The organism is Kolteria novifilia, assembly GCA_007748055.1.
Taxonomy (GTDB): domain Bacteria; phylum Planctomycetota; class Planctomycetia; order Kolteriales; family Kolteriaceae; genus Kolteria; species Kolteria novifilia.
The window spans coordinates 7,299,828-7,326,599 of record CP036279.1; the positions used below are offsets into that span (position 1 = coordinate 7,299,828).

23 protein-coding genes are annotated in these 26,772 nt (G+C 62.4%); 10 read left to right on the plus strand and 13 right to left on the minus strand.

The genetic code is table 11. The features are described 5' to 3' along the window. Window positions 1-119 precede the first annotated feature (119 nt). Window positions 120-719 (plus strand): discoidin domain-containing protein, encoded by a 600-nt coding sequence (locus Pan216_RS26745; protein ID WP_145263080.1) that lies wholly within the window; start codon window positions 120-122, stop codon window positions 717-719. 28 nt (window positions 720-747) lie between these two features. On the opposite strand, the gene Pan216_RS26750 is transcribed toward Pan216_RS26745, so the two are convergent. Continuing rightward, window positions 748-1,041, minus strand: a complete 294-nt coding sequence (locus tag Pan216_RS26750; RefSeq protein WP_145263082.1) for a Dabb family protein — start codon at window positions 1,039-1,041, stop codon at window positions 748-750. 119 nt (window positions 1,042-1,160) lie between these two features. On the opposite strand from Pan216_RS26750, the gene Pan216_RS26755 reads away from it, so the two are divergent. Then, window positions 1,161-2,291 carry a glycosyltransferase gene (locus Pan216_RS26755; protein ID WP_419193042.1) on the plus strand — a complete coding sequence of 377 codons (1,131 nt, stop codon included), beginning with the start codon at window positions 1,161-1,163 and terminating at the stop codon, window positions 2,289-2,291. Between the two features lie 126 nt (window positions 2,292-2,417). Here the strand turns inward: Pan216_RS26755 and Pan216_RS26760 are convergent, their stop codons facing one another. The 3 genes from Pan216_RS26760 to Pan216_RS26770 are packed head-to-tail and all read right to left on the minus strand — an operon-like array spanning window position 2,418 to window position 5,771. Continuing rightward, the gene (locus Pan216_RS26760) at window positions 2,418-2,879 is read right to left on the minus strand and encodes a response regulator (RefSeq protein ID WP_145263087.1); all 462 of its coding nucleotides are present in this window, start codon (window positions 2,877-2,879) and stop codon (window positions 2,418-2,420) included. 9 nt (window positions 2,880-2,888) lie between these two features. Beyond that, window positions 2,889-5,129, minus strand: coding sequence for an ATP-binding protein (locus tag Pan216_RS26765; protein WP_145263089.1), 2,241 nt, complete (start codon window positions 5,127-5,129; stop codon window positions 2,889-2,891). A gap of 15 nt (window positions 5,130-5,144) precedes the next feature. After that, complete coding sequence (locus Pan216_RS26770) at window positions 5,145-5,771, minus strand: superoxide dismutase family protein (protein ID WP_145263091.1); 627 nt, start codon at window positions 5,769-5,771, stop codon at window positions 5,145-5,147. Window positions 5,772-5,988: 217 nt separating this feature from the next. On the opposite strand from Pan216_RS26770, the gene Pan216_RS26775 reads away from it, so the two are divergent. The 3 genes from Pan216_RS26775 (at window position 5,989) to Pan216_RS26785 (ending at window position 8,091) form a co-directional block, all read left to right on the plus strand. Further along, window positions 5,989-6,831, plus strand: a complete 843-nt coding sequence (locus tag Pan216_RS26775) for a sulfite exporter TauE/SafE family protein (protein WP_145263093.1) — start codon at window positions 5,989-5,991, stop codon at window positions 6,829-6,831. After that, window positions 6,824-7,246, plus strand: coding sequence for a DUF1634 domain-containing protein (locus tag Pan216_RS26780; protein WP_419193043.1), 423 nt, complete (start codon window positions 6,824-6,826; stop codon window positions 7,244-7,246). Before Pan216_RS26775 ends, Pan216_RS26780 begins: the two co-directional genes overlap by 8 nt. A gap of 347 nt (window positions 7,247-7,593) precedes the next feature. Next, window positions 7,594-8,091, plus strand: a complete 498-nt coding sequence (locus Pan216_RS26785) for a gamma-glutamylcyclotransferase family protein (protein WP_145263095.1) — start codon at window positions 7,594-7,596, stop codon at window positions 8,089-8,091. 436 nt (window positions 8,092-8,527) lie between these two features. On the opposite strand, the gene Pan216_RS26790 is transcribed toward Pan216_RS26785, so the two are convergent. The 3 genes from Pan216_RS26790 to Pan216_RS26800 all read right to left on the minus strand — a co-directional run bounded on the left by Pan216_RS26790 (window position 8,528) and on the right by Pan216_RS26800 (window position 12,028). Continuing rightward, complete coding sequence (locus Pan216_RS26790) at window positions 8,528-10,411, minus strand: hypothetical protein (RefSeq protein WP_145263097.1); 1,884 nt, start codon at window positions 10,409-10,411, stop codon at window positions 8,528-8,530. Between the two features lie 177 nt (window positions 10,412-10,588). After that, complete coding sequence (locus tag Pan216_RS26795) at window positions 10,589-10,933, minus strand: hypothetical protein (RefSeq protein WP_145263099.1); 345 nt, start codon at window positions 10,931-10,933, stop codon at window positions 10,589-10,591. Window positions 10,934-11,206: 273 nt separating this feature from the next. After that, entirely contained in the window at window positions 11,207-12,028 is an 822-nt protein-coding gene (locus tag Pan216_RS26800) for an SDR family oxidoreductase (protein ID WP_145263101.1), read from the minus strand. Window positions 12,029-12,503: 475 nt separating this feature from the next. Between Pan216_RS26800 and Pan216_RS26805 the strand changes: the two genes are divergently transcribed. After that, window positions 12,504-14,183, plus strand: a complete 1,680-nt coding sequence (locus tag Pan216_RS26805; RefSeq protein ID WP_145263103.1) for an ArnT family glycosyltransferase — start codon at window positions 12,504-12,506, stop codon at window positions 14,181-14,183. Here Pan216_RS26805 and Pan216_RS26810 read toward each other — a convergent pair. From Pan216_RS26810 to Pan216_RS26820, 3 genes are all read right to left on the minus strand, one after another. Further along, window positions 14,128-14,733 carry a hypothetical protein gene (locus Pan216_RS26810; RefSeq protein ID WP_145263105.1) on the minus strand — a complete coding sequence of 202 codons (606 nt, stop codon included), beginning with the start codon at window positions 14,731-14,733 and terminating at the stop codon, window positions 14,128-14,130. The genes Pan216_RS26805 and Pan216_RS26810 overlap by 56 nt on opposite strands. A gap of 497 nt (window positions 14,734-15,230) precedes the next feature. Beyond that, the gene (locus Pan216_RS26815; RefSeq protein ID WP_145263107.1) at window positions 15,231-16,574 is read right to left on the minus strand and encodes a hypothetical protein; all 1,344 of its coding nucleotides are present in this window, start codon (window positions 16,572-16,574) and stop codon (window positions 15,231-15,233) included. Window positions 16,575-16,656: 82 nt separating this feature from the next. Beyond that, window positions 16,657-18,090: a hypothetical protein gene (locus Pan216_RS26820; protein WP_145263109.1), complete on the minus strand. Its 1,434-nt coding sequence runs from the start codon at window positions 18,088-18,090 to the stop codon at window positions 16,657-16,659. Between the two features lie 569 nt (window positions 18,091-18,659). Here Pan216_RS26820 and ilvE point away from each other — a divergent pair. From ilvE to Pan216_RS26835, 3 genes are all read left to right on the plus strand, one after another. Further along, window positions 18,660-19,517: a branched-chain-amino-acid transaminase gene (gene ilvE, locus Pan216_RS26825; protein ID WP_145263111.1), complete on the plus strand. Its 858-nt coding sequence runs from the start codon at window positions 18,660-18,662 to the stop codon at window positions 19,515-19,517. A 119-nt stretch (window positions 19,518-19,636) separates the two neighbouring features. Further along, entirely contained in the window at window positions 19,637-20,110 is a 474-nt protein-coding gene (locus Pan216_RS26830) for a universal stress protein (RefSeq protein WP_145263113.1), read from the plus strand. Window positions 20,111-20,303: 193 nt separating this feature from the next. Beyond that, window positions 20,304-21,899 carry a sulfatase family protein gene (locus Pan216_RS26835; RefSeq protein WP_145263115.1) on the plus strand — a complete coding sequence of 532 codons (1,596 nt, stop codon included), beginning with the start codon at window positions 20,304-20,306 and terminating at the stop codon, window positions 21,897-21,899. Between the two features lie 8 nt (window positions 21,900-21,907). On the opposite strand, the gene Pan216_RS26840 is transcribed toward Pan216_RS26835, so the two are convergent. The 3 genes from Pan216_RS26840 to Pan216_RS26850 all read right to left on the minus strand — a co-directional run bounded on the left by Pan216_RS26840 (window position 21,908) and on the right by Pan216_RS26850 (window position 24,224). After that, window positions 21,908-22,246 carry a hypothetical protein gene (locus Pan216_RS26840; protein WP_145263117.1) on the minus strand — a complete coding sequence of 113 codons (339 nt, stop codon included), beginning with the start codon at window positions 22,244-22,246 and terminating at the stop codon, window positions 21,908-21,910. A 59-nt stretch (window positions 22,247-22,305) separates the two neighbouring features. Then, window positions 22,306-22,725: a hypothetical protein gene (locus tag Pan216_RS26845; protein ID WP_145263119.1), complete on the minus strand. Its 420-nt coding sequence runs from the start codon at window positions 22,723-22,725 to the stop codon at window positions 22,306-22,308. 176 nt (window positions 22,726-22,901) lie between these two features. Then, a complete protein-coding gene (locus Pan216_RS26850; RefSeq protein WP_145263121.1) occupies window positions 22,902-24,224 on the minus strand; it encodes a restriction endonuclease fold toxin-2 domain-containing protein in 1,323 nt (440 codons plus the stop codon). A 1,115-nt stretch (window positions 24,225-25,339) separates the two neighbouring features. Between Pan216_RS26850 and pabB the strand changes: the two genes are divergently transcribed. Then, complete coding sequence (gene pabB, locus Pan216_RS26855; protein WP_419193044.1) at window positions 25,340-26,749, plus strand: aminodeoxychorismate synthase component I; 1,410 nt, start codon at window positions 25,340-25,342, stop codon at window positions 26,747-26,749. The last annotated feature ends 23 nt before the right edge of the window (window positions 26,750-26,772 follow it).

Genomic DNA, 26,772 nt, shown 5'->3' on the forward strand with positions numbered 1-26,772 from the left:
GTGCGGGTTTCGAAATGGAAGAAGCATCCCCCGCACGCTGGCCCGACGGTCCCCATTGACGAAATCGGGTTCGCCGCGTATGGAAGCGACCCTCATCTTCTCCAGGAGTACGCGCGGCCATGAAATGGTCGATCCCAATCTGGATCGTGGTGGTTGCCGGATGCGCCGACCTGGCGCGGACGCACGCGCCCGACCTCTTGTCGGTCGCCGTGAATCCCAAACGATCATCCTCCACGGCCATCGCCGCCAAGCAGCCGCGCGATCACGCGACGGAGAAAGGCGACCCCAGCGGGCCGCTGCGTTACGTCTCGGCGAAGTTCTCGGAATCTGATTCCGTCGACAAGCAGGAGCTTTCACGGGACTGGCTCGCGTACAGCTCGCTCGATGAGCCGAGCAACGCCTTCGATGGCCAGAACGTCACCGCCGCCATCGCCCCAAGGTCCGAGGCCAAGATTCAGTTTCTTCTCATCGATCTGGGGGAAATGCGAAGGGTGCGGGAAGTGGTGCAGCTACACGGCCCCAAGGGAGCGCCCGGCCGTTACCGCATCGATATCGCCGGCGACCACAACTTCCCCTACCGGCTCGTCCATGTCGGGGAAGGTGAGTCGACCGCCTCCCAGGCCCACTTCGACCATGTCGAGGAGTGTCGCTTCGTCCGCATCACCCTGCTCGAACCGACGCGCGAAGCCTGGACGATCCGCGAACTTACCATCCGCTGACAAACTGCCGCGGACGAAAGACAGGCCACTACCACTCGAAATCGACGGCGAGGACATCCGAGACGACGGGCTTGATCAGGCGGTCCAGTACGTCTTGGTGAGCGGGGTGCTTTCGGTAGGCCTCCAGAGCCTCAGGCGATTCAAAGCGAACGAGCAGCCCATACTCGAAGCTCTTGCCCCGATCGCTGAAATTGCGGCCGACCGCCAGTTCGACGATCTCGGGGATCTCCCCCTTCAGCCGCCGCAGGCCCTCCAGCATCGACATGACGCTCTCGTTCGATGCGTCTTCCTTGATCTCGAAGAGAACGATGTGCTCGACCATCCCCGCCTCCCTTGTCCGCAACGGAGCCCTTTCGACGACGTGGCCCCTCCTCGTATTCCATGATACAGTCGGCGACGACCGTTGGGCACGACTCCTTTTCCCTCGGCGACGAGGCCCGCTTGAAGATCCTCACCGTTACCGAACACTTTCTCCCCGAACTTGGCGGGGCCGAGGTCCTTCTCGATCGGCTCACCCGCGAGTGGGCCCGCGCCGGCCACGACGTCACCTTGCTGACCTTTCCCTGGCGAGAACGACTCCCGCCCGAGGCTTCCCCACGCGGGCGCCGCGTCGTCTACCTCGCCCACCGCGACCGCCGCTTTCTCGGAACGGGTTGGCGGGTGGCATCGCTCGCCGGTTGGCTTCGGCGCCACGCCCCCGAGTTCGACGTCGTCTTGGTCTCGATGCTTAAACACCTCGCCTTCGCCACCCTGCTCGCGGCTCCCAAGGGGCTCCCCGTCTTTCTCCGAGCCGAGGGGGGCGGCGCCGGCGGCGATGTCGCGTGGCAGCGATCGGCCCGCTTCGGCTCCTGGATCACGCGGACCTGTCGCCGTGCCAACGGGATCATCGCGCCCAGCGCCGCGATTGCGGGAGAAATGATCGCGCACGGCTACGAACCCGATCGGATCGACGTCGTTCCCAATGGCGTCCCCATCCCCACCGCCGCGTGGAACGCCGCGGAGACCTCCGCCGTGAGGAAGAAGCTGCGACTCCCCGACGCACCGACCATCTGCTACACCGGGCGTTTGCACGAAGCCAAGGGGCTGGCCGACTTGATGGAAGCGATGGCGCTGCTGTCCGATCGGCGGACGCGACTGCTGCTGGTGGGCGAGGGGCCTGAAGAGACCCGGTTGCGTCGGCAGAGCCAGGATCTGCGATTGGAGTCACGCGTCGAGTTCGTCGGAAGGGTCGACGACGTTACCGACTACTTGCGGGCGAGCAACCTGTTCGTCCTTCCCAGCTATCACGAGGGATTGAGTGGATCGCTGTTGGAAGCCCTCGCGTTGGGAATGCCCGCGATCGCCAGCGACATCGACGGCAACCGAGAGCTCGCCGCGAGTCTTCCCCTCCCGCTGGTGGCGACGCATCATCCACGAGGCCTCGCGGAAGCGATGACCGTGAGCCTCGCCCACGTCGATCGCGAGCGACTCGCCGAGAACCGCGACGCGGTCACGCGCGCGTTCGGCATCGAACGAACCGCGGCCCGGCACGTCGAGAGCTTCATCAAGAGAAGAGCGGGGGAGCGAGAATGACACGGAGCCTAGAATGTCGGGCGCCATGCCCACGCTTGCGTGGGCATGATCACAACGCGCCTTATTCGACAATCGTCTACCGTCGCGGGATCGAGACTCATGCGACGACGCTTGCCGACTCACCTGCTAGAACGCGATCGGTAGCTCGCAAACCTTCCAATAGGAAACGACACGCCCCATCGCTTCGACGAACTCGCCGAAGTCGACCGGTTTGGTGATGTAGCCGGCAACGCCGAGTCGGTAGGACTCGCTGACATCACTTTCCTCGCGCGAGGTCGAGAGGACGACAACCGGACACATCCGCAGTTCCTCATCCCTCTTGACGGCTTGCAGGAACTCGAGACCGTTCATCCCCGGCATGCGAAGATCGAGCAGAATCAGACCGGGCGCGGGGTAGGAGGAGGGATCGACATAGTCGCCGGCATTGCGCAAGTAGTCGAGCGCCTCGCTCCCGTCGTGAACCACGAAGATCGGGTTCTTGAAGTCGTTCTTACGAAAGGCTCGGCGGACGGATGCCACATCGACGTCATCGTCTTCGACAAGCAGAATCGGCACGCGACTGTCCACGGTGATGCTCCGTGTGCTCATCCCACGATCCTATGTCAGGTCCACGCTCTGGTTCGCGGGATCCTTGCTGACGGTGAAGTGGAATTGACTCCCCTGGCCGACGTCCGAGGTCGCCCAGACACGCCCGCCGTGCATGTCGACAATGCGGGCCACGAGACTCAGTCCAATTCCCGTCGACTCGACTCTGTCGCGGGGCTTGATGGTCTGAAGAGGAAGAAATATCCGAGTCAAGTGTCGCTCTTCAATACCGACACCATTGTCTTCAACGATGAATTCCCAATGGCCTTGACGGTCGATGCACCTAATTCTTACCGATCCCTCGGGCTTGCCAAGGTGCTTTCCAGCGTTTTCGAGGAGATTCTGGAATACCTGTTCAAGCTGGGTTCTGTCATAGGGAACTTCCGGTAATTGCCCCGGGAGACTTACCTGGATGTCCGGCCCCAGCGCGAGCGTCTCAAGAACGAAGTCGACCACTTCCCGCGTGTCGACCGCCTCGATATTGGGTGCCGAACGCCCCAGTCGAGCGTAGCGGAGCATCCCCTCGAGCATCCCCGCCATGCGCAGCGCCCGTTTGATGATCAGTTCGACCAGTTCCTTCCCACTCTCCTCGAGCGCGTCGGCGTGGTCCTCCAGGAGCCACGTCGCCAATGAACTGATCGCCCGAAGCGGGGCCTTCAGGTCGTGGGAAATCATGTAGTTGATGTCTTTCAGCTCGCCGAAGAGACGCGCCATCTCGGCGGTCTGACTCGCGACGATATCGACGACATTCCCACGAAACTCCGACGCCGCGTCGAGATGCACCTTACTCCACGCCGCGCTGTGCCCTCGTACCGTCTCGGTCCATTCGGCGAAGGACTCCCGCGGATGCAATCGGCCAGCCTCGCTCACCAACTTCTCGCTCGGATCTCCTCCCCAGCGAACGGTTTCAACCACCTCCGGACGAAACCACAACAGGCAGTTGTCGAAACTCGACCCCAACGCGACCGCGAGCACCCCACACGCATCGCGGACATCATTGGGATGGACACCTAGTAGCTCGGAAAGACAACGCGACTCGAAGACGAGTGGTTTCGACGTCACCCGAAGCCACTGCACCAACAGCGTGAGAATCTCGCGCGGCGGCGTGCGTCCCATGGTTTGGAAGCCATCGTGCGAGTAGTACGCCACCCCATCGGCCTCGACCAGCTTAAACAGCGCCGGGCGCGCCAACGTCAGCCCTTCGGAAAGACTCTTCGCTTCCGCGATGCTCGCGAGGATCTGCTGAGCGGTCGACGCGCTTTGCCGCTGCATCTCCAACATCGCGAAGGCGTGCCGCGCCGTCAGCTTTGACACCAAGTTCTCGATGATCATCTCGCACGCGAACTGATGATTCATCGAGAGCCGGCGCGGCGTCCCATGATGGCACGACAGGAGCCCCCACAGTTCCCCCTCGACGACGAGGGGAAAGGAACTCGAAGCCCCGACGCCCATGTTCCGCAGGTATTCCGCGTGGATCGGGGAGAGCCCCCGGAGCCGGACATGCGCGAGATCGAGCGGTTGGTGCGATTCGGCCGAAGCGTCGGCGAGGATCGGCACCTGTTCGGCTTGGGAATCGACAATCACGCGGGGCCGCCCCAACGCGAAGAGCTCGCGCGCCGGCTGAGGGATGTCGCTGGCCGGAAAACGAAGGTCCAAGTACGGCTCGAGCGACTCGGCCGCCTCCTCCGCCACGACGGTACCGCTCCAATCGGCGTCGAAACGGTAGAGCATTGCCCGATCGAAGCCGGTGAGCTTGCGAATCTCGGCCACCGCGGCTTGCAGAAGTTCGTCGATTCCCTTGGTCGCTCCGAGACGCGCGACCCCTTGCCCGACGAGATCCCGCATCTGGTTCGCCGAGAGCTCCGGGCCGCCGTCGAGCTTCTCCAGTTCCAGAAGGATCGCTCCCTCGACAGACTGGGCGTGGCCGTCGAACTGCTCTTCGTGCCCCTCGACGCACCAAGCGACCGGCAAGGGCACGACCAACCCAGGCGAACTCTCCGCGAGTTGTTCGGTCAGATGTGCGAACGTTCCCGCGCCGACACATTCGGCGATCGGGCGCCCGAAGAGACTGGTCGCCGGCCCAGGGAGAAGGGACTCGCAGTTGGCACTCGCCCGGACCACGCGATAGGTCTTTGGCTCGAGTGCCAATAGATAGCCTTGGGGCTGGATCGTCTCCAGGTAGCGAACCGGCTCGCGGTCGCACGGCGAGAGATCCATCTCCCCTTCGAGCCGACGTCCCTCCTCCATGCTCATCGACGACCTATCCAATCATTCCTTGGGTTTGGCCACGGACTTCGCGGCCCCGATCAGACCACACGCGACGCGAGGACCGGCGTTGCCCGTCGGTTGGCCCCCGTCATCGGCATCGCGATGCACGATCACGCTCCGTCCGAGAATCGGGTTCTTCATCCCGGCGATCGAGATGGTGGTATCGACCATCTCGAAGTCGGCGACTCCCTTCGCGTTGGCCACGAGGTTGCCGAAGCTGCCCGCGTGACGCATCGGACTGGGAGGCAAGCCGTGAGGATGCCCCTCGGGATTGTAGTGCCCCCCGGCGCTGGTGCCGTCGGGAGCCGAGCAATCCCCGAACTCGTGGATGTGAAAACCGTGCTTCGAGTCGGGTTTCAAACCTTCCACATGCGCCATCACCTTAACGTCGTGCCCTTCCTGCGTAAAGCGCACAACACCGCTCACCTTGCTTCCTTCGGTCGGCTTGAGGTAGCAAACCGCCTCGGTCACCTTCGGCATCGGATGCCCGTGCTCGCCCTTCGCGTGCTTCTTCGGAGGGGCCTTATCCTTAGCCGCTTTCCCCGGGGCCGGCGGACCTCCGCAAGCCACCAACGACATCATCACCAAACCCATCAACGCGTGGCGTCGTCCCATGTTGAGCATCATCTGAACTCCTCGTTCCGGCGTTCTTGAATCGTCTTTCACCGACTCCGGGGATAATAGCGAGCAGCCACCCCGATGTCAGAGCTTTCCTCCTCCCGACGACGTGGAATCACCCTCCGCGCCCCCAGGACGGGCGAGCGAGGACTCGTCCTTCGGCCCCTGGGCCGTATACTGCCCGCGAAACGTTGCCGGTTCTCCCTCAGCAAGGAACTACCGCCCGATGTCGGTCGGACTGATCTCGCTATTGATCGCCATCGGCTCCTTCGGCGCCGGCTTTCTCGGAGCCCTCACCGGCCTCGGCGGCGGCGTCGTCATCGTCCCCATGCTCACTCTCTTCATGGGGGTCGACATCCGCTACGCGATCGGCGCCTCGCTCGTCTCGGTCATTGGAACCTCCTCGGCGACCGGCGCCACCTACGTCCGCGACGGCTACTCCAACATCCGCGTCGGCATGTTCCTCGAGGTCGCCACCACCGCCGGGGCCATCGGCGGCGCCTTCCTCGCCGTCTTCCTCCCGATCGCCACCCTCTCGATCGTGATGGGGATCGTCCTGATTCTCTCGGCTTATCTCTCCGTGCGCAAGAAGGATGAACAAGCCGATCCCCAGCCGAGCCGCCTCGCGAACCGCCTCCGGCTCCACTCGAGCTACCCGACCCCCGAGGGCCCCAAGTCCTACCACGTCACCGGCGTGCCGGGAGGGTTCATCGTCATGGCGATCGCCGGAGCCCTCTCCGGACTGCTCGGCATCGGCTCGGGAGCCCTCAAGGTCCTCGCGATGGACCACGCGATGAAGCTCCCCTTCAAGGTCTCCACCACCACCAGCAACTTCATGACCGGCGTCACCGCCGCCGCCAGCGCCGGGATCTACCTGCATCGCGGCTACATCGACCCGATCATCGCGATGCCGGTCATCCTCGGCATCCTCGTCGGCGCGACCCTCGGCGCCCGCGTCCTCAAAGGCGCCAAACCCAAGGCGCTGCGCTACATCTTCGCGGTCGTCATCGTCCTACTCGGCGTCCAAATGCTCTACCACGGCTTCAGCGGAGGTTTTGACAGTGTCTGAACCGGTCATCACCACCGACAGCGAACGGACCGTTCGCGCCCAAAGACTCATGGGCGCCCTCCTACGCATCGGCGTTGTCGCCTCGGCCATCGTCCTCATCGTCGGCGGGTGCTTCTACTTCTCCCAACACGGCGACACCACCGTCGACTACAGCAAGTTCCGCGTCGAGCCCGGCACCCTGCGAAGCGTCAGCGGCGTCGTCGAGGGCCTCCGCACCGGCGACAGCCTCATCATCATGCAATTCGGCATCCTCATCCTGCTCGCGACCCCAGTCGCCCGCGTCCTCTTCTCGCTCGTGCTCTTCCTGATCGAGCGCGACTGGACCTATGTCGTCGTCACGTCGATCGTCCTCGCCGGCCTCGCCTTCAGTCTCTTCGGCGCCGACTACTTGAGCTCCCTCACCAAGAGTGCCTGACACGTCGTGAGAGCGAGCCTCTTGTTCCCCTCTCCCCGTGGGAGAGCAAGCCTCTTGTCCCCCTCTCCCCGTGGGAGAGCAAGCCTCTTGTTCCCCTCTCCCCGTGGGAGAGCAAGCCTCTTGTTCCCCTCTCCCCGTGGGAGAGCGAGCCTCTTGTTCCCCTCTCCCCGTGGGAGAGCGAGCCTCTTGTTCCCCTCTCCCCGTGGGAGAGGGGTTAGGGGTGAGGGGGCTATTCTTCAACGATCCGCCTTCTCATTCAGGGCCGGGTGCCGCTGGCCGCTTGCCAGCCAGTGCGAGGCGTCGCCGGTCCGGTTTCACCCGCACGACCTCATCGCTATCATGAAGACATGAAGTATTTCGCCTACGGCTCGAACATGTTCTCGCGCCGTCTCCGCAAGCGACTCGACTCGGTTATCGTCATCGGAACCGCCATCCTGCGACGGCACCGGCTCACGTTTCACAAACGTGGCCGCGACGGGTCGGGAAAGTGCAACGTCGTTCCCTCGGCCCATCCCGACGACCACGTCCACGGCGTCCTCTACCTGATCGGCGACCCCGAGACGATCCACGATCTCGACGAGATCGAACGCGGCTACGAGCGCCGCCATGTCGTCATCGAGCACCACGCGTCGGGAGTCGAGGAGCGTGCCACCTGCTACTTCGCCGAACCCGACGTCATCGACGACGAGCTGATCCCCTTCGGCTGGTATCGCGATTTCGTCCTCGCCGGCGCCCACGAGCACGACCTTCCCCCCGGCTACCGCAAGGCGCTCTCCGCCATCCCCACGCGCAAGGATCCGCACCACGAAAGGCGTTCGAAGGCGCTCGCGATCTTGGGCGAGTAGCACCGAGTCAGCAGTCAGAGTCCGGATTCCGTCCTTCCGGCGATGCTGAAGGCATCGGACAGCAAAGCCCAGCGTCGCGCAGCGCACGCTGGGTTAGCGAACGATGTTGTTCGGAACGCTGAAAGCGTTCGACAACGGTCGACGTGTCTTCCGGTGGCGGCACCGTCGGCGAAAGGTCGACCGGCAACACCACCATTTGTCAAACCCGCTTCGGGGTTTGTGGGAGCGCGGATTCCCCTACCCAGCGTGCGCTGCGCGACGCTGGGCTGTGCTGTACAACGGCGTTGCCGTTGAAGAGCGTGGGACGACGGTGGTGCCGTTGAATGCGGTCGGACTACGGCCTCGATGTTGAAGTCGATCGAATTGCGGCGTTGCCGTTGAAGGCAATTGGTCATCGCGTTGCCGTTGATCACTCCATGGTGGGTGGAGGCCCAGCCTACGGGACTTCCGCGGTCGACGCGGCCTCTACGCTCTTCGGCACTTTCTTCTGCGCGACCGTCGGTTTGAGCTCGACACGGAGATTCGCGGGACGATCCTTGTCACGGTCCTCAACGTTGAAGGTAACGCGGGCACGACCCTTGAGCCGGGTCATGTGCGATCCAACCCCGGTTGCCCAGGAGCGGCTCCGGCCGCCGTCTCGACTTTCGACAACACGAATGCGGCCGTCGGGGGCGATGTCCCAACTGACAATCGTGAGTTCCCCGTTCGTGTCGACGCCAAAGAAGCGAAGCGTTTCTCCCTCGGGGAAGGGGATGGGGCCGTACGTCCGCTCGGGGTCGAGTTCGATCAGTCCTAGTTTGGCCACCTCCTCGGAGGTAGGACGTTCGTCGATGAGCTTTTCGTGGCCCAGCCTCTTCGCGAGACTCTTGATCGAGGACTTGAGGTCGCTGGCGTCGGGATCGACCTGCCGCAAGAGGTTCGCGGTACGCAGGGCCTCGAGTGAAGCCTCCTTGGTCCCGAAGCGGTCCTCGAGTTTCGCGAGCTGTAGCCACCGCGCCGCCGACTTCCCTTCCGCCGCCATCAGCATGTCACGAACCTTGCGGGCGGTCTCTTTCTCAAGGTGCCGGTGGAACGCGAGGATGCTCTCGAGACTTCCCCCTTCCTCGAGAAGATTGGCGACGGCCGCCTTGATCTCCTCGCCACTCATGCGATCGACGTAGTGAACGTGGTAGAGCGATGGGGTCGGCTTGTCGTCGGGCCTGGATTTGCCGGAACGCTCAACGTTGCCGAAATGACGATCATCGTGACGGTAGACCTGAATCACCGTCGGCCCCTTGGTCGTCCGCAGTTGAATGATGTTCTCGGGTTTCGTCGACATGTTCGGTTTTCGCCAGCCCAACGCCTGGAGTTCCTCGGCGATCGGCGGCAGGATTTCGTCCGGCGGCAGGTCGGTCTTGAAGCTCCAGAGCGTCTCGTTGTGGTTCATGAATCCGTGGAACGAAACGACTTCCCTCGCCCCGAGCCGATCGAGAAACGCGAACTCCGGCACCTTTCCATAGGGTGGGCGAAAGTCGTCGGGCAACTCCGGCAGCGGTCCGTTCTTCTCGCGCAAGTCGTCGATCTTCTTTCGCAGGCGCTCGGCGATCTGCTCGGCGATGTTCTCGCTAGCCAGCTTGTAGCGCGAGGCGGGGGACTCGATCCCCTGGAGAGTCGATCGGTGGCGAATCTCCCCTTCGAAACGCGATTGGACAATTGGCGGTGTCAGGTGGTCGATCATCGTCGAGCGTGACCGCGAGAGGGTGTTGCCGGCCTCGATGCGGATGGTTGCCTCGAGCGAGCGGGCCAGGGGAGTACCCGACTCGTCGACACTCCGCAGGTCGAGTGCGATGATGTAGTCGGGAGCAAGCATTCCTGAATCGGGGGCGAAGCCCTTGGGGAGATAGTCGACTTGATCGACGTCCTTCCAGGACTGGATCTGCTCGAGGAGTTCCGCGCCGACTCGTTCGGAAAGAGGATGTCCGGACAGATTCAAGAACATGAGCCGGCGACTGGTGAAGAAACTGGGGCTACTTCGTGACTCCGACGAGGTCGACGAGAAGGTGTTGTTCGCTTGGAGCTTGCCGGCGTGGACCGCGAGCCCGGAGGCTTTGGGCATCCCCTCGTTGGCGACGAGTTCGCCGTCGGCGCCGCGTTCGAGCCGAATTGGCCCCGTGGGGACGGCGGGTTTGGACCCGAACCAGATCGCCAGGAATCCGAGAAACGTCCCGCCCAGGATGATGCCGACCACCCGACGTTGCCGGCGCCGACGACGTTTGGCTCGCGCGGAGGCGTCTTCCTCGGGTGTGGAGGTGTTGCGAAGTTGCTCGATGTCGTGCTGCATGGCTCGGGCCCCCTGATCCCCGTCGGTTCCGGTCGCCGCCCGTGGGGCGTGCTCAAGGAGCTTATTCGCCGATCCTCGCGGGAGATTGGGTCTCGCGGCGCCAAAGTCGGCCTAGAGGAAGCAGGAGCCTAGGTCAGCCCGTTGGTCTATTCGCTGCCCGCTTAAGTCAACGGACTGCTAGATCAGCTCGGTCGGTTCCTCGCGGATCAGGCGATTGGCCGCTTGTCCCATGATGGGGCGCATCATTGAGGCGAGCATGCCGCGAAGCGTGTCCTCAATGCCCTCGTTCTTGCCGATCGACCGGTAGATGTAGACGAGGGCCGCGAGCGGAATTGCGTCGCAAATGACGATGCGGAAGATCGTCAGAAAGGGCGCCCGCACGATGTCCCCGTTGACGACCGGTTCGAAGTTGATGGCCCAGACGGCGATCGCCCCCAACCCGACCGATCCGATCAAGACGGCTCTCATGAAGCGGCTCGCCGCCTCGTGGGGCGTCTTCATCGGGTCCTCGACGTTCAACATACGAAGCGTCTCCCTGGGCTGTGGGTTGTGCTCGGCCTTGCATCGGGGAGTCGACGGCCGGGCGGCCATCGCGGGCGAGAACCGACTCGCGGGGATGAATCTCGACCCGTTCCCATGGTAGTCGGGCCCGTCGACGCTTTCCATGGTTAGTAGGGAGAACTGAGGCCGCTCGCTTCGGGGTCAAGAAAAGACTCAACGCCTCCCCGCTGGGCGAGGAGGCGCCGAAGTCCGCCGAATTTGTCTCGATTTCGATCCAAAATGGACCGTTTCTCGTCACGATTGCTTCGCAACGCCTTCGTTCTGATACAGTTTTCGAACAAACTGCGCCATTTTCCGATCGACGAAGCGTGGAAGGAAGCGGCTAACGGTCACCAGCATCTTGCCGCGAAGCGTCAACGTCGATTCCTTGCGACGGTTCTCGATCGCGTTCCAGATCAGCTTGGCGGCCTCGCCGGAACTCATCGACCGCTGGGCGTGCAGCGAGTGACGGGCCGAGTTTTCCAGCATGTTTTGCTCGAAGTTGCTCTCGGTCAGGCCCGGCGACACCGCCAGCACCTCGACATCGTCCTTCGCCATTTCCGCACGCAGGGCCTCGGTGAAGCCCATCAGGGCGAACTTGCTCGCCGAGTATTCCGATCGAGACGGAATCGCCCGACGGCCGGCCACCGAGTTGATCATGACGATCGCCGGGTCGTTGCCTTCCTTGAGTAGCGGAATCGCCAAGCGGGTCAGTTCGCACGGACCGAAGAAGTTGACTTCCATGATTTTGCGAAGCCGCTCCGGGCCCGCGTATTGGAAGTGCCCGGTCGCGCCGATCCCCGCATTGTTGACCAGCAGATCCAGGCCACCGAAGTTTTGTTCGGCGAATTGTACGATTCGATCCCGGTCGATCGCTTCGGTCACATCGCCGAGCACCGATTCGATCGTTCCGCCGGCGGCGCGGGCTTCCTCGACGACTTCGTGGAGACGTTCCTCATTGCGGGCCGTCGCCAGGACTTGGGCCCCGCGGGCGGCGGCTTCAAGCGTCAATCCGCGTCCGATGCCGCTCGACGCCCCCGTGATCAAGACTCGCTTTCCTGATAGTTCTCTTCGCATCGTGTCTCATCCGAGCATGGATTTTGGTTGCGGCGCGGTTCGTCGCCATCCCTTGACTTGAGTTCTCATCATCCCACAAAACAGGGCGAATAGGCAACATGGGCATCTTTCTCTTTCGGCGGGTATTCCGACGACGCGCTTCTACAGCCAACACATCCGGCACGACCCGAGACGTTGGCCCAGTGGCCTGACTGGCAGGTTCGTTTCATGAAGTCTCGGCCCTCATACCGTGCGGAAGATTGCCCAATCACGGGCGTCTCCCGCATGCCCACGACAAGCGTCTCCCGCATGCCCACGGCAAGCGTCTCCCGCATGCCCACGGCAAGCGTGGGCATGGCACCCGAGAGTTTCTTGGGCAATGAACCAACCAATCAAGACACTGGTTGTTCGTCGTCGCGTTCTGCCCTCGGGCGCGAAGTCGGATACGATGATGGAAGGCTCGACATGACCTGTGTCCGCTGGGGAAAGTGATCTCTTGTCGATTCTGCGTCACCAATCGTTCGCCGCGGCCGGGCTCGTGGGATTTGTCGGCTTCCTGCTGGTGATCGCGACACTCGGCGAGCCGGGGCTGACGATCGACGAACCGATCAACGCCCATCACGGCAAACTCATCGTCAGCACCCTCACCGCTCCCGGCGGCACGCTCGCGGAGCGGGTTTGGTTCATTTGGAAATCGGCCCACGATCACCCGCCGCTGACTCGACTCGCCCTGGGCCTGGCCAACGGGCTGACCGATCCCTCGCCCCGAGACACGCGCTTCGTCGACCCGTTTCAGTCGCGTTGGGCCTCGGCGCTGATGTATGGCCTGCTCCTATTCCTGGTCACTCGGTTCGCCTGGTCGCTGCGTGGTCCGGCCGCGGGCTGGTCGGCGGGAATCGCGACGCTCTTGATGCCGCGTCTCTTCGGGCAAGCCCATTTCGCCAGCCCGGAAGTGATCAGCGCCGCGTTCTACTTGGCGGCTCTCGTCTCGATCGGCTGGGCGATCGGCCCCTTGGCGGTCGAGGAACAGGCAGGGACCAAGCGCTGTTGGTGGCGTTGCGTCTTGGCGGGCGGCGTGCTCGGCCTCGCGCTACTGACCAAACTGACGTGCATTCTTCTCCCCGCGTCGGTCGGCATCGCGGCTCTGGCGGTCCTTCGCTGGCGAGCACTCTTGCCGCTCGTGATCTGGGGAGCGACCGGCCTGCTGGTCGTCTTCGTCGCTTGGCCCTGGTTGTGGCCCTTCAACTTCCCGGGGTATCCCTCCGGCCTGGCAGGCTCGCTGGCCCGCGTGGTCGAGTTTCTGCGGGTCGCGTTCGATCGAGCGACGGTGTACGTTTGGTATGGCGGGCGTCAGTTTCCGCACCCGAAGTCCGCGGTGCCGTGGCACTTCGTCTGGACCTACTTCCTGGTGACGGTCCCCATCGGCCTGCAACTGCTCGGTCTTGGGCTGGGTCTACCGCGAGCGATCCGCATGATGGGGCGAACTCCGGCAGCAAGCGCGAATGGGGAACGACTCGGCGCCGCCCTCGTCCTTAGTGCTTGGCTACTCCCCTTGCTCGTCTTCACGCTGCCGATCGAACGCTATGACGGGGAGCGACTCTTTCTCTTCATCTTCCCGCTGTGGGGAATCATCATCGGTTTGGGAGCGGCCGATCTCGTCGCTTGGCTGCGGCCGCGCTTGGGCCTCAAGTGGGCCGCGAGTCTGATGGTGCTGCTCGCGCTTTCCCAGGCCTACGGGATCGTTCACGACCGCCCCTATTGGCTGAGCTACTACAACTTGGCGGTGGGCGGACTTCGGGGAGCGGAACGGCTCGGTCTCGAGACGACCTATTGGGGCGACTCGTTGACGCCCGCGTTTTTGAACAAGGTGGCCGCGACGATGCCCGAGGAGGCATGCGCGATCCTCGTGCCGACGCTGCACGATGGCCATGCCGTGGCGCTGCCCAACCATGCGATGCGGCAAAGCAAGCAGAACGTCGTCCCCGCTCATCTCGGCGCCGCCAACGGCTGCGGCTGGGCGATCCTCTTTCGTCGCGACGGCTATCTCATCGATCCGATCCCGCATTGGGTCATGGAACACGGGACGCTTGAGGCGGAGTCGTCCCTCGACGGCGTTTGGCTCAGTCGACTCTACCGTTTGCCTCCGGAGCCCCTTCCGGGGCGGCGTGCTCCATGAGGAGCGGCGCGGTCCGCCCCTCGAGGAGATTGACCCAGCTCACCGTCAGCCGAGAGGCCACCGCCGGGAAGACCGGATCGACCCAGCCGCGCGACACCGCGTCCGCGATCTTCAGCGGTTCGCTCCCACCGACCGATTTGAGCAGCAGCAGTTCGACGGCGTTCATCTGGAGGGCGAGCCAAGCCGCGATGCTGTCGCTGGTGACCTCCCAGTTCATCGGAAGGGTCCGGCCCGCATCGATGCGGAGGAGGGGGCCGGGATCCAACACACGATGCGCGCGACCGATCGTGTCTCGATGACGGTCGAGTAGATCGGCGAGCATGCGAGTGTGGGCGCTCATGACATCGATCGCGGCCCAATGGGCCGAGGACTGTTTCGTCGACCAGGACTGGGAAAGGTTACGAAGGTGATTGGCGAGTTCACCACCGCCGGGCACGAGGAGCAATCGCTCGTCGCGCCGTCGGCTTAGCCATTCGATGATGAGTCTGGGGAACGAGGGAGTCTTAAAGAGACTCCCTCCGACGTTGACGAGGTGAAGCGGATCGGCCACGGGGCAGGGCTTCGTGCTCATAACACGGCGAGACGTCACGTTGTTGCAACCTCTCCTCGGGGAGAAGTCGGCGAGCGGAGTGAGCCGGGCGAGGGGAAGCGCGACATCGACGGTTCGAGCGATTCGGTGAGGGAGAACCACCTCACTCGGAAGAACCCCCTCACCCCTAACCCCTCTCCCACGGGGAGAGGGGAACAAGAGGCTTCCTCTCCCACGGGGAGAGGGGAACAAGAGGCTTCCTCTCCCAAGGGGAGAGGGGAACAAGAGGCTCGCTCTCCCACGGGGAGAGGGGAACAAGAGGCTAACTCTCCCACGGGGAGAGGGGAACAAGAGGCTAACTCCCCTACGGGGAGAGGGGAGTGTTGATGCCCGATACGTCGCGTCGAGTTGTCCATTGGCGTCTGGACTCGGCTTGATCCGAGCGCTGGCGATGCTCTCAACCATCACCACTGGCTGACAAGCAGCCAGTGGCACCCGAACCGAGAGAAGGGACTACATTAGCGATCGTCGCTCTTGAGGTACGCGACGTAGTTGCGGGCGTTGATGAGCCGAACGCCGTGGTCGCGAGCGTCGTCGCGAAGCGTGGTGAATGCCTTGTTCATCGCGTCGACCACTTCGGGACGCAGCCCGGCGGCCTTGGCTTGAGCCTCGGTCGGTTCGTCGCCGATCACGAGCCACTTGGTGCCGGTCGTGAGTCGACCAATCGTCCGTCCCTTGACCAAGTCGAACTCGGCGTCGATGCGTCCGTTGTGGCTTTCGACCAGTTGACGGAACGCGTCGTTGTCGGGCTTCGCGTCGCCATCGAGCGAGACGATGCCGACCAGCGCGATCCCCTCCTTCTGTCCCGGCTTCCAAGCCGGACGATAGAGAGCGTCGCCGGGCAGGACGGGCGATCCGACGGGATTCTCCGAGATGATCGCGCGGGCGAGGTGGGAGCCCTCGAGGCGAACGACCTCCAGGAGCGTCTTGGGCAGGTGCTGGCGATTGCCGTTCTCGATGCCGTAGACACCGAAGACGTCGCCGGTGCGAACGCTGTCGTCGCTTCCCAAGTCGATAAAGGCGATCCGACCACCGTCGCTGACGGAGACGACCTCGCCAAGCTTGTTGACGAATTCGATCTCGCCGGCTTGTTCCTTGAGGGCCTTGATGTTGTCGTGGTTCTCGACGAGTGACTGAAGCCGACTGTCGAGTTCGTACTTCTCGTCGCTCCGCATACGCTTACTCTTGGTCAGCTCGCGGCGGATGTCGGTGAGCCGCTGCGTGATGTCGACCAGTTCGCCGTCCTTGTTGCGAAGGGCGTCTTGCAGTTCCTTGGTCTTCGCGGCGAGCTGTTGATCGAGTTGCGACTGCTTGGACCGGGCGGCGGTGATCTTCTGTTGATACTGCCCCTTGATCCCCTTGAGATCGTTCTCGAGCTTGAGTTTATCCTCTTCGAGTTGCTTGATCTTGGCGTCGGCGGCGGCAAGTTCCGAGTGGAGGTAGTCGATAAACCGCTTGAAGGTCTTGTCGGCCGGAGGGCTGGTCGCGGAGGGATTGCCACTGGCCCGAGCGTTGAGCAAGCCACCACTGGCGTCGAGTCGGGCGTCGACCATGTCGCGGACCACGTCGTGGGTGGCGGCGCTGTCGACGCCGACGACCTTGCCACGGAGTTCGAGGTAGCGCTGCTTGGCTTGAGCCATTTCCTCGTCGGCCTGGTCGGCCTTCGATTTGGCATCCTCGGCCTGTTGATACTTCGGCTTGACCTCGGCGAAATAGGAGTATCCGACGGCGCCCAAGGCGATCATGAACAACGCCATGACCACGTTGATCCACGTCGGCACCGTTTCGTTCCGTCCCGCCATGAAACTCTCCTTCCGGGGAAGACTCTTCCCGTCGCCTCTCGACGTTGTGTTTCTCTCGCCGCCCGCTTGCACCGACAGACCGTTAGTAGTCGGTCGTGCTCGCCCCCTTGGGAGCCAGCCGCTCGCGGGGCTTGCCGAAGAACTGCAGGTTCTCGTCGCCCGACTTCACCCGCAGCGGCGGGGAGTCGAAGCCCATGTACGTGAGGAAGTTGCGATAGTCGATCTCGCGAACGCCCGCCGCCCGGGCCTCCGCTTGCATCTTGCTCTTGGCCGAAATCAGCACCGCCCGCTTCTGATCCTTGTCGGAGACGTGTTCGGAGGTGTTGGCCTCGGGGATTGAGCCGAGCACCAACCAACCGGTGGTCGGACCGATCTCTCCCTCGACGGCGCCCGAGAGCATGTCGACTTTCGAGGCGATCTCGCCGCCATTGAGTTTGATGAGTCGCTCGAAGGCCTCGTTGTCGTGCTGGCTGTCCTTGTCCAAGAGAATCTCGCCGACATATGCGACGCTCTGGGAACCGCCCGGCGACCAAATCGGGTTGAAGAGCAGATCGCCCGGCACAACCGGATCGCCGATCGACGTCTTGGAGAGCCGGCCGTAGGCCTTGCGAGCGCCGTCGATGCGAACGACCTCGAAGTAGCCCTTGGGCAGTTTGTCGTAGTCGGCCCCCGTCAAAGAGTCGTAGATGCTGAAGGTCACCCCTTCCCGCAACCCGTCCTGGCGGCCGATGTTGATCAGGGCGCCTTCGCCGCCGTCGACGAGTTCGACAATCTCGCCATCTTCGATCTCGAACTTCTTCGCCGCCAAGCGCACCGCGTCGCGTTGCAGCGAGTCGATCTGGCTGATCGTTTCCTTGATCTCGTTTTCCTGGTTGCGCCGATAGCTGGCCCGGTCGCGCTTCTCCTGACGGTTCTCGTCGTCGCGACGTCCGTACTCTTGGGTGACCTCGCCGATCTTCTGCTCTTTGCGTTTGATGATCTCGTCGAGGCCGGCGACTTGCTGTTCGAGCTCCTGCTGCTTCTCGTTGACCGCGTCAGTGACTGTGGTGAGATCGTTCTCGTACTGACGCCGCGCGGTGTCGAGCTCGCTGTTGAGGCTCGCGACTTGGGACTCGAGCGTCATCGACCGTCGGTCGGCGTCGCGGAGCTCGTCGTGCAGGAACTCATGCCCGCTGGAGAAGTTCGCGTAGTTCTTCATCCGGGAAAGTCGCGGCTCGGCCAGCTTCGACCGCAAAGAGGCGTCGACTTGTGTGATCAGCTTCGAGTGGTCATCCGCGGCGGAACTGCCGAAGGATCGCTCGGCCAATTCGCGGTAGCTCTGCTCGAACTGACGCTTCTCGTTGTCGAGTTGGCTCTTGCGTTTGTTGGCCGCTTCCGCGGTTTGCGTGTAACGGTCGACGGCTTCGTAGCTGGTGTACGCGAAGACCGCGAAAATCGCCGTTAGACAGGTCAGGACGCTAAAGGTGATCAGTGGCCATGGGCTCTGACTACTTCCTCTGCCCCGTTTTCTCGGCATATCCCTACCCTTGTTGATCGGAACCCGTCGAGCTCGAGTCGGCCTCGAGAGGCGACGCGTTCCTTGTTCCGCGATGTGCCCAAGCCCGCGCGGGGCGACTTCGCCTCCACTCGCGAGGTGTTGCGGGGTGATCCCCCGGAGACTGCAAGTATTCTATCTTACCGCACTTATGGCGGGACGCCAGAAGATCGCCCCCATTGCGATTCGCCTCGGGGGGGCGGATAGCCCCTGCGACAGCGGCGACCCATAAAACTGATACGCGTCGCGGGCCTTCATCCGCTAACACCGGAAGAAAACGAACCCACCGCGTTGGACAATTGTCCCCTAAGAGGATCGGGACTTCGCCCCTCGCGACTTGATGCCCTCTATCGTGAACGAGCCCCGGCGACCGCTCGAGTCTTGGACGAGAAGGAGCCTCCTGAGGCGGTGACCGACAGAGATCCGAACGCACCGCATATGACCCACTGCCGAGGCGCACCTTGACTCCCGTGCGCTCGCCCCGCAAGATATTTTCCATGGGTAGGTTCCGTCAATGGGATGGACGACCCGACGCGAAGTGAGAAGCCTCCATGTCCGAGTTCGTTTACATCTCCGGAAAACTATGTGCCAAGGAAGACGCCAAGATCAGCGTTTTCGACCATGGGTTGCTCTATGGTGACGGCGTTTTCGAGGGTATCCGGAGCTACGCGGGCAAGGTTTTCCAACTACAACAGCACATCGAGCGTCTCTACCAGTCGGCCCGGGCGATCCACCTTGAGATCCCGATCAATCAGGCCGAGATGGCCGACGCCATCCACGAAACGCTTGCCGCGAACAAGCTCAGCGACGCGTACATCCGCGTCATCATCACCCGCGGAGCCGGGTCGCTCGGACTCGACATCAACCGGACCTCCCACCCGCAAGTGATCATCATCACCGATCACATTCAGCTCTATCCGAAGGAGCTGTACGACTCGGGCCTCGACATCGTCACCGCCGCGACGATCCGCAACCATCCCAACGCGATCGACCCACGCATCAAGTCGCTCAACTACCTCAACAACATCCTCGCGAAGATCGAGGGAGCGCGGGCCGGCTGCGTCGAGGCGCTGATGCTCAACCACAAGGGCGAGGTCGCCGAGTGTACCGGGGACAACATCTTCGCGGTACACGACCGAACAATTCTCACCCCGCCGCTCGACGCGGGGATACTCGAAGGCATCACCCGCAACGCGGTGCTCGACTTGGCGGTCGAGGCCGGCTACCCGGTCGACGTCCGCGCGATGACCCGTCACGACTTGCTGACCGCCGACGAGTGCTTCCTGACCGGAACCGCCGCGGAAGTCATCCCGGTCGTCCGCCTCGATGGGCGCACGATCGGCAACGGCAAGCCGGGCCCCGTCTTCCGCGACCTGCTGGAGCGTTTCCACTCGATCACGGGAAAATAACATCCCCCCGCCCGCGCGGCGGTCGCCGAACTCGATCAGCTCCCTATGACGACATTGGGGGGAGACCCCGCCAGGTGTTTTCCGGAAACGTCCAGTCGTCCACATTGGGGGGCCGATCGATGCATATCGAACTCAAGCGAATCTGTTGTCCCATCGACTTCAGTGACGCCGCCACGCACTCGCTTCGCTACGGACTGACGTTGGCGCAGCAGTTCGGCGCCCAGCTTCACTTGCTTCACGTCGTCCAGGACATCATGCCGACCGTCGCCGAGCCGGGGATGGCGATCCTCCCCTCCGACGAGCTGATTCGCAATCTCGAAGCGGGAGCGAAGGAGGGGCTGGAGAAGGCGATTCCCGAGGACTGGGAACACAGCGTCGATCTGCTGCACGTCGTTCGCCAGGGATTGCCGTTCCACGAAATCTGTCGCTACGCCAAACAGGAAGAGGTCGACTTGATCATCCTGGGCACCCACGGACGCAGCGGGCTGGCGCATTTCCTGATGGGCTCGGTCGCCGAGCGAGTCGTCCGCGCCGCCCCGTGTCCTGTTCTGACGGTGCGCAACCCCGAGCACGAGTTCATCCTCCCCGACTAGCCCGTCGCGGGTCCCACTCCTCGGCGACGCCAACCGCTCGACGAGACGGGATCGTTTCTCGGCGATCCCGTCTCCCATATGCCTTTCGAAGCCCTGAGGCGGGGTTGAGCTTTGTTTGCAGCCGCCTTTCGACTATGATTGGCATCATACTCCGGTCACGCATCGCTTCTCGACTCCCCCCCCGAGAGCCACCATGCCACGATCAGTCCACCAATCATCCTTCACCGTTCACCCTTCGCCGACGTTCGCGCTGCTATTCGCTTTGTTCGTATGGCATGTCGGCCTACCAAGCGACGCTTTGGCTTCCCCAGCGAAAGCTCCACCAAACATCGTCATCATCTTTGCCGACGATGTGGGCTACGGGGATGTAGGCTGCTACGGCGCGACGCATGTCGAGACGCCGAACATCGACCGGCTCGCCCGCCAAGGACGACTCTTCACCGACGCCCATTCCGCATCCGCCGTCTGCACTCCCTCCCGCTACGCGCTGCTCACGGGACGCTACCCCATCCGACGACACAATCTAACCAATGCGATCTTCATCAAATCGCCTCTGATCGTCGACACCGACCGAACAACGATCGCCGACGTCGCGAAGCACGCCGGCTATGCGACCGCGTGCATCGGCAAGTGGCATCTCGGCTGGGGAAACAAGACACCCACCGACTGGAACGCGCCGCTACAACCCGGCCCCCGCGAACTCGGCTTCGACACCTACTTCGGCGTCCCCGTCGTCAACAGCCATCCTCCGTTCGTGCTGATCGACAACGACCGCGTCGTCGGCTGGAACCCGGACGATCCCTTCGTCTACGGGAAGAAAGCGGAGACAAGGACCTTCGACGAGAAGTTCCACCTCAACGCCATCGGAGGAGCCCAAAAGGCTCATGCCGCCTACGACGACGAGAAGATCGGTACGATCCTCGCCAACAAGGCGACCGAATGGATCAGCGAACAGTCGATGAAGAAGTCCCCCTTCTTCCTCTACTTGGCAACGACGAACATTCACCACCCCTTCACGCCGGCCAAACGATTCCAGGGAACGAGTTCCGCCGGCCCCTACGGCGACTTCATCCACGAACTCGACTGGATCGTCGGACAGGTCATGACGTCGCTCAAGGAGAATGGAGTCGCCAACAATACATTCGTCATCTTCACCAGCGACAACGGCGGCATGCTCAACCGCGGCGGCCAAGAGGCCTATCGACGTGGTCACCGGCTAAACGCCGACCTGTTCGGGTTCAAATTCGATGCATGGGAGGGTGGGCACCGAGTGCCCTTCATCGCTCGCTGGCCGGGGCACATCGAGCCGGACAGCAAGTCCAACGCCCTGATCAGCAATGTCGACCTCCTGGCGACGGTCGCGGCGGTGACGGGGCAGAAACTCGGCGAGGACGACGGTCCCGACAGCGTCATCTTGCTACCGGTCCTCGAGGGAGATCCGACGACGAAGGTCCGCGACGAATTGCTCATCGCTCCCGCCGAGCCAACTCACCTCTCGCTGCGCCAAGGCGACTGGATGTACATCGGCGCCCAGGGCGGAGGAGGCTTCCGAGCCAAGAGGGTGGGAGAGCACTCGCTGGGCGGCCCCGCCGCGACCACATTCACCGGTCAAGTCAACAGCGACATCGCCGACGGTCGCATCAAACCCGATGCCCCCGCGGAGCAGCTCTACAACCTCGCCAAGGATCCCCGGCAATCGACCAACGTCATTCGCGACAATCCCGACGTTGCCAAGCGCATGGCATCACGCCTCGACCAGATTCTCCATGATCCGCGCAACGATCGTTAGATGACTCCTCACGGGCCCATGCTCGCCCGGACGCGGCGTTGCCGCTGATTGACCGGCTGCAAGACCGCATCGCGTAGCAACTGAACGTTGGTATTCAAATGTTGCAGGTTCGCGTAGATGTCCTTGAGCGTGGCCGCGACCCTACCTTCGAAGGCGGCCGCGCGGCGTTCGTTGGACTCCACGAGTTGTTCGAGCGACGTCATTCTCCCCTCGAGAGAACCAACCAGTTCCTCAAGGCTCACGGCCTGCCCGAGCAACGCTTGGCTGGGATCTTCGAGAACGTTCCCATCGCTCTGTTGTGACTCGACCTCATCGATGAAATGAACTTCCAAGACGGCATCAGGCATGGCTGGGATTCCTGCAAATGGGGTGAACTTGTTGAACGACGTGGCTGCCTCTCGCAAACTCACTCTTCTTCTGACAGGTCTCGCTTTGAGTCTTCCTCTGGAACACCCTTCTCTAGTTCCTCCCATTGCTGATGGATTTGTTTCACCCACTCCGCGACGGTGAGTTCCCCTTCGAACTTCACATAGAACGACATCGCTTGATCAAACACTTCGAGTTGCAGGCCACCATGGGCCTTCTGGATCTTCGCCGCTAGTTCAATGTTTTCCTCAAAAAGAGTATCGAATCCGATGCAGTCTTCGCTCTTGTCGAGATGCCCGAACTCACTCCACCCCCTTACATTCGTTGTCCATGTGATACTTCCGAATTCCCCCGACCGATCTATCGCAATCGTCGAAGCATCCTGAGCAAGCACATCCCAGACAATCTGCCTATCAAATGTAGCTCCGTTACTAGCCATGACGAGTAGACTGTTACCCATCGCTTCATCCTTTCTAACAGCCCGTTGATCTATTCGCTGCCGGCTGCGAACGGCTCTCTTGACCAAACTCGGCGTTGGAAAACCTCGACGAATCTACGGATTCGCCTGCGATTCTCCTCCTTGATCTTGACCCATGTGGCTCGTTCGCGCCTTGGCCCGCTTAAATCGACGGACTGCTAAGGCTCTACCACGACTTCCCCAGGGATTGCCAACTCGGAAAAAAGACGATCGAACACAGGTTTCGCCTCGTTGATGTTGGTTTTAAGGACAACCCTCACGAGCGGCGTCGACTCGTCGAGAATCGCGGCTTTCATGCGGACCAGTTCCGACTCGGTGCCCCCCAGCACTTTGCCGCGCACCATTTCAAACGCCTCTGAATACGGAATGTATGGACTGATTTTCGGCTTGTTCACGTGTTTCGCCTCGATGATCGTCGTTCCATCCAAGCCGTCGACCCAAACCTTTGTGCCACCTCCCCTCACGAGTCGCTCCTTCGGCCCGGCCTTCCGGATCTGATAGGCTCTCGACACTGGTTGTTTCTGTCCCATCGCATCCCTTGTTTCCAGTCCCTCATACCACTCATCATACTTTTGCTGGGTCCAGGTTCTGCCAACATTGCCTGTCGAAGCCTTTCCCTTGGCCTCGACCTTCTTGTTGCCTCTGCCCCTTCTACCCTTTGGGTTCGGCACCGAGCCCGCCTCATCCCTGATGAGGTCTCTCGTGAGCTCCTTCGCCTCGTTGGCAACTCTCTGTCCCGCCTTCGCGACGTCAGGATTCGCGCTTGCGGCATGCCGGAGAAGTCCCGCGCCCGCGACGATGCGAAAGATGAGCTGGCCGCTATTGACGATCGCGCTTTGTCGATCACCTTCGGCAATATCGTCAGCAAACTGCTTACCCACGAAGACGAGTTCGGTGCCGTGGAGAGCCAAGCCGGTGATCTGGACCTGCTTGAGAGCGATGTTGCTGGAGAAGACCAGATTGAGGATGTTGCTCGACCCGGCCGTCTTGAGGGCGTGGAGAGCTCGCCCTAGCCCAGCGGCTGGAACTAAGTGTTCTCCTTTCAGCACGGACTCGATGGCTTTCTCGGATCGTCCCGCGGCTCGCATCCGAGCGCTGATGGCTCGAAGTCTGCTTAGGCGGACGAGCGCCTTGCTCGCCCCGAAGGTCAGCGAGCCGGCGACATCCGCGCCAACGGAGATCCACCCTTCGACCGAAGTGATTCCTTCCTCCTCGAAGGCAATCGCCGCGGCACCGAAGGGAACGAGAGACACCCCGAAACGGATCGTGTCGACTCGGTCGTTCAGGTAGCCTTGCAGTCGCGGAACGAAGTAGTGGCTCTCTGCGAGAACTCGCGGAGTGATCGTGGACGGACCTGATCCAACGACACGGCAGTATGTCGTGTAGGTGACACCGCGCTCGATATAGGGAGAGGCGTAAGTCCGATAGGGTTCTGTGATCGCGCCAGGGCCTTCGCGCACTCTGTAAGGAGCGACAACCAACGACTGGTTCCCGAGCGGCCAGACATAGACGTCGGGCTCACCTCGGCGAGACACATAGAGCACGTGCCCGAGCGAGAGCAGCTTCGTGATCTGCTTGTTTGGAATCTTCTGAAGATCGATGTGTTCAAGCTTGCCGGGATCGACACGCTCAACGACAACGCGTGCCGATGCTTCGGACCGATCCGGCATGTCGACGGAAGATCGATCCGATTCGACCAGAGAGTCTGGGCCAGGTGCTGCTTCCCTCGGCTTCTCGATCTCATCATCCGACGAAGAAAGCTCGTCAGCACTTGAGGAGCTTTCTTCCTCTTCTTCAAAGTCCGTTTCGGAAATGACGTGTGGTGGGAACTCGTCGATTGACGCTTTGCTCGCTTCCTCACCGAGAAGTCGACGCTCTATCCACTCGAGTCCAGCCCGCGACACCATTTCTCGCCATGACGAGAAAAGCGCCGATTCGACGACGAACGACTTCCACGCCTCTTGAGCCGAGGACGCCAAGTGTTCAACTTGATCGCCGTCTCGAAACTCCACGGGACTTGCAGCGAGCATCTCGACCAGGGAGGAGAATGAAGTCCATTGAGCGATGAACTCGTTTGGGAACAGCTCTTCGAATGGAAGTACGCGCAACCCTTCGAGGGAATTTCGAGCGTGATCGGCGTGTTGTTTGCCACTGCTCGAAACCTGAACGGATGCGTGTAATTGAGCGGGCACGATACACCTCGAGCGGTCCCTGCGCAGGCGCGCAGGGGTGGCGAGCACGATCGGCGATTGCCGGTCGTGGCGAATGAATGGACACATTTGGAAGGAAGCGCCATTGCTCAGCGCGGAAGAACTGAGTCGTCAACCCATCGGATCGCGGTTGTCAATCAATCAGCCATCAAGGTCACGATGTGGCCTCGACGACGACCATACTATTAGCACATCTAATATCAAGAACCTTGGCCTACTCCGCAGTTGTTTGGCGAAGGCGAAAGAAATGCTGGCCTGGCCGACACTTGGCAAGGGAGGGGAGATCAAGGATTGGACGGCCCGCTGGCCGTCGCGGGAGGTCTCCGCCTAAGATAAACGGGAGAGCGGCGCGTGGGCGACGCCGTGCGAGTCGGGGGTGTGTCGGTTTGGGCAAGAGTTTCGAGACGATCGACGACCGTGGGTTCGCCCTTCCGCTCAGCGCCGAGCAGATCAGCCGCTCGGTCGCCAGGCAGGCGGATGCCGCGATCCTCAAGAGCGGACCGGGATTTGGCGACTTGGGACGCTACTGTCTCTTCGCGATGAAGCCGCGCGCCGTCTTTGAGGGCGTGGGCAGTTCGTGGCGACTCTCCGACTCCTGGCCCGGCGCGAGACCCGAATCGTCCCTCGGCGCGCTCGAGGCGCTGCGCGTGCTTCTGCGGCAAACGCGAACCGCCGGCTCTCCTGACCTCATCTTCCAAGGCGGATGGATCGGCTACCTCGGCTATGACCTCGCCCCACTACTCGAAAAGCTCCCCAGACGCCACGCCGCCGACGGCGTCTCCCCGGACCTCTACCTCGCCTACCACGACACCTTCGCGATCTACGATCGGACCACCGGGGAACTTCGCGTGATCGCGACCGACGCCTTCGGCGAAGGAGAACAAGCGCGCAAGCGGCGACTCGACGCGTTCACCCAACTCGCCGAAGTCCCCGTCGAGGACTCCGACACTGGCGGGGCGATGGTTCAACATCCGCCCGCCAGCGAGTTCACTCCCGATGAGTACTGCGCGGCGGTGGCGCGCATTCTGGAATACATCCGTGCCGGGGACATCTTCCAAGCCAACTTCGCCCACCGTTTCGCCGCGGCGTTCACCGGCCACGTCGAGCACCTCTTCGAGCGAGCCGTCGAGCGGAGCCCGGCACCCTTCGGCGCCCTGCTACGGCACAACGATTGGGCGGTCATCAGCACCAGCCCCGAACGCTATCTCCTCGTCGAGGAACGCAACGTCGAGACGCGCCCCATCAAGGGAACGCGACCGCGTGGCCGGGACCCGATTCACGACCTGTTGCTCCGGCGCGAGCTCACAACCAGCCGCAAGGACCACGCCGAACTGGCGATGATCGTCGACCTGGAACGCAACGATCTCGGTCGCGTCTGCCAGTTCGGATCGATCAAGGTCGACCAACATGCGCGGATCGAATCGTTCAGCAACGTGCACCACTTGGTCTCGACCGTCACCGGCAAGCTTCGCGACGATGCCGACTTGGTCGACCTCATCGCCGCGGCCTTTCCGGGAGGCTCGATCACCGGGGCTCCAAAGATCCGAGCGATGCAGATCATCGACGAACTCGAACGCTGCCGTCGGGGCGTCTATACCGGCGCGATCGGCTACATCAGCAACCACGGCCGCGCCGATTTCAACATCGCCATTCGCACCATGATCGTCGAAGGGGGACAGGTCCACTACCACGTCGGCGGCGGCATCGTCGCCGATAGCGACCCACTGACGGAGTACCGCGAAACGCTCGCCAAGGGGCGCCGGATGCGGGAGATGCTGCTGGGAGAGCCGGAGTAGTGACCGATGGGCGGGCGGAGGCC

Excerpts from the sequence above, each read along its gene's own strand:
- Pan216_RS26745 (WP_145263080.1), top strand. The coding sequence starts at position 120 with ATGAAATGGTCGATCCCAATCTGGATCGTGGTGGTTGCCGGATGCGCC.
- Pan216_RS26750 (WP_145263082.1), bottom strand. The coding sequence starts at position 1,041 with ATGGTCGAGCACATCGTTCTCTTCGAGATCAAGGAAGACGCATCGAAC.
- Pan216_RS26760 (WP_145263087.1), bottom strand. The coding sequence starts at position 2,879 with ATGAGCACACGGAGCATCACCGTGGACAGTCGCGTGCCGATTCTGCTT.
- Pan216_RS26765 (WP_145263089.1), bottom strand. The coding sequence starts at position 5,129 with ATGAGCATGGAGGAGGGACGTCGGCTCGAAGGGGAGATGGATCTCTCG.
- Pan216_RS26770 (WP_145263091.1), bottom strand. The coding sequence starts at position 5,771 with ATGATGCTCAACATGGGACGACGCCACGCGTTGATGGGTTTGGTGATG.
- Pan216_RS26775 (WP_145263093.1), top strand. The coding sequence starts at position 5,989 with ATGTCGGTCGGACTGATCTCGCTATTGATCGCCATCGGCTCCTTCGGC.
- Pan216_RS26785 (WP_145263095.1), top strand. The coding sequence starts at position 7,594 with ATGAAGTATTTCGCCTACGGCTCGAACATGTTCTCGCGCCGTCTCCGC.
- Pan216_RS26790 (WP_145263097.1), bottom strand. The coding sequence starts at position 10,411 with ATGCAGCACGACATCGAGCAACTTCGCAACACCTCCACACCCGAGGAA.
- Pan216_RS26795 (WP_145263099.1), bottom strand. The coding sequence starts at position 10,933 with ATGTTGAACGTCGAGGACCCGATGAAGACGCCCCACGAGGCGGCGAGC.
- Pan216_RS26800 (WP_145263101.1), bottom strand. The coding sequence starts at position 12,028 with ATGCGAAGAGAACTATCAGGAAAGCGAGTCTTGATCACGGGGGCGTCG.
- Pan216_RS26815 (WP_145263107.1), bottom strand. The coding sequence starts at position 16,574 with ATGGCGGGACGGAACGAAACGGTGCCGACGTGGATCAACGTGGTCATG.
- Pan216_RS26820 (WP_145263109.1), bottom strand. The coding sequence starts at position 18,090 with ATGCCGAGAAAACGGGGCAGAGGAAGTAGTCAGAGCCCATGGCCACTG.
- ilvE (WP_145263111.1), top strand. The coding sequence starts at position 18,660 with ATGTCCGAGTTCGTTTACATCTCCGGAAAACTATGTGCCAAGGAAGAC.
- Pan216_RS26830 (WP_145263113.1), top strand. The coding sequence starts at position 19,637 with ATGCATATCGAACTCAAGCGAATCTGTTGTCCCATCGACTTCAGTGAC.
- Pan216_RS26835 (WP_145263115.1), top strand. The coding sequence starts at position 20,304 with ATGCCACGATCAGTCCACCAATCATCCTTCACCGTTCACCCTTCGCCG.
- Pan216_RS26840 (WP_145263117.1), bottom strand. The coding sequence starts at position 22,246 with ATGCCTGATGCCGTCTTGGAAGTTCATTTCATCGATGAGGTCGAGTCA.
- Pan216_RS26845 (WP_145263119.1), bottom strand. The coding sequence starts at position 22,725 with ATGGGTAACAGTCTACTCGTCATGGCTAGTAACGGAGCTACATTTGAT.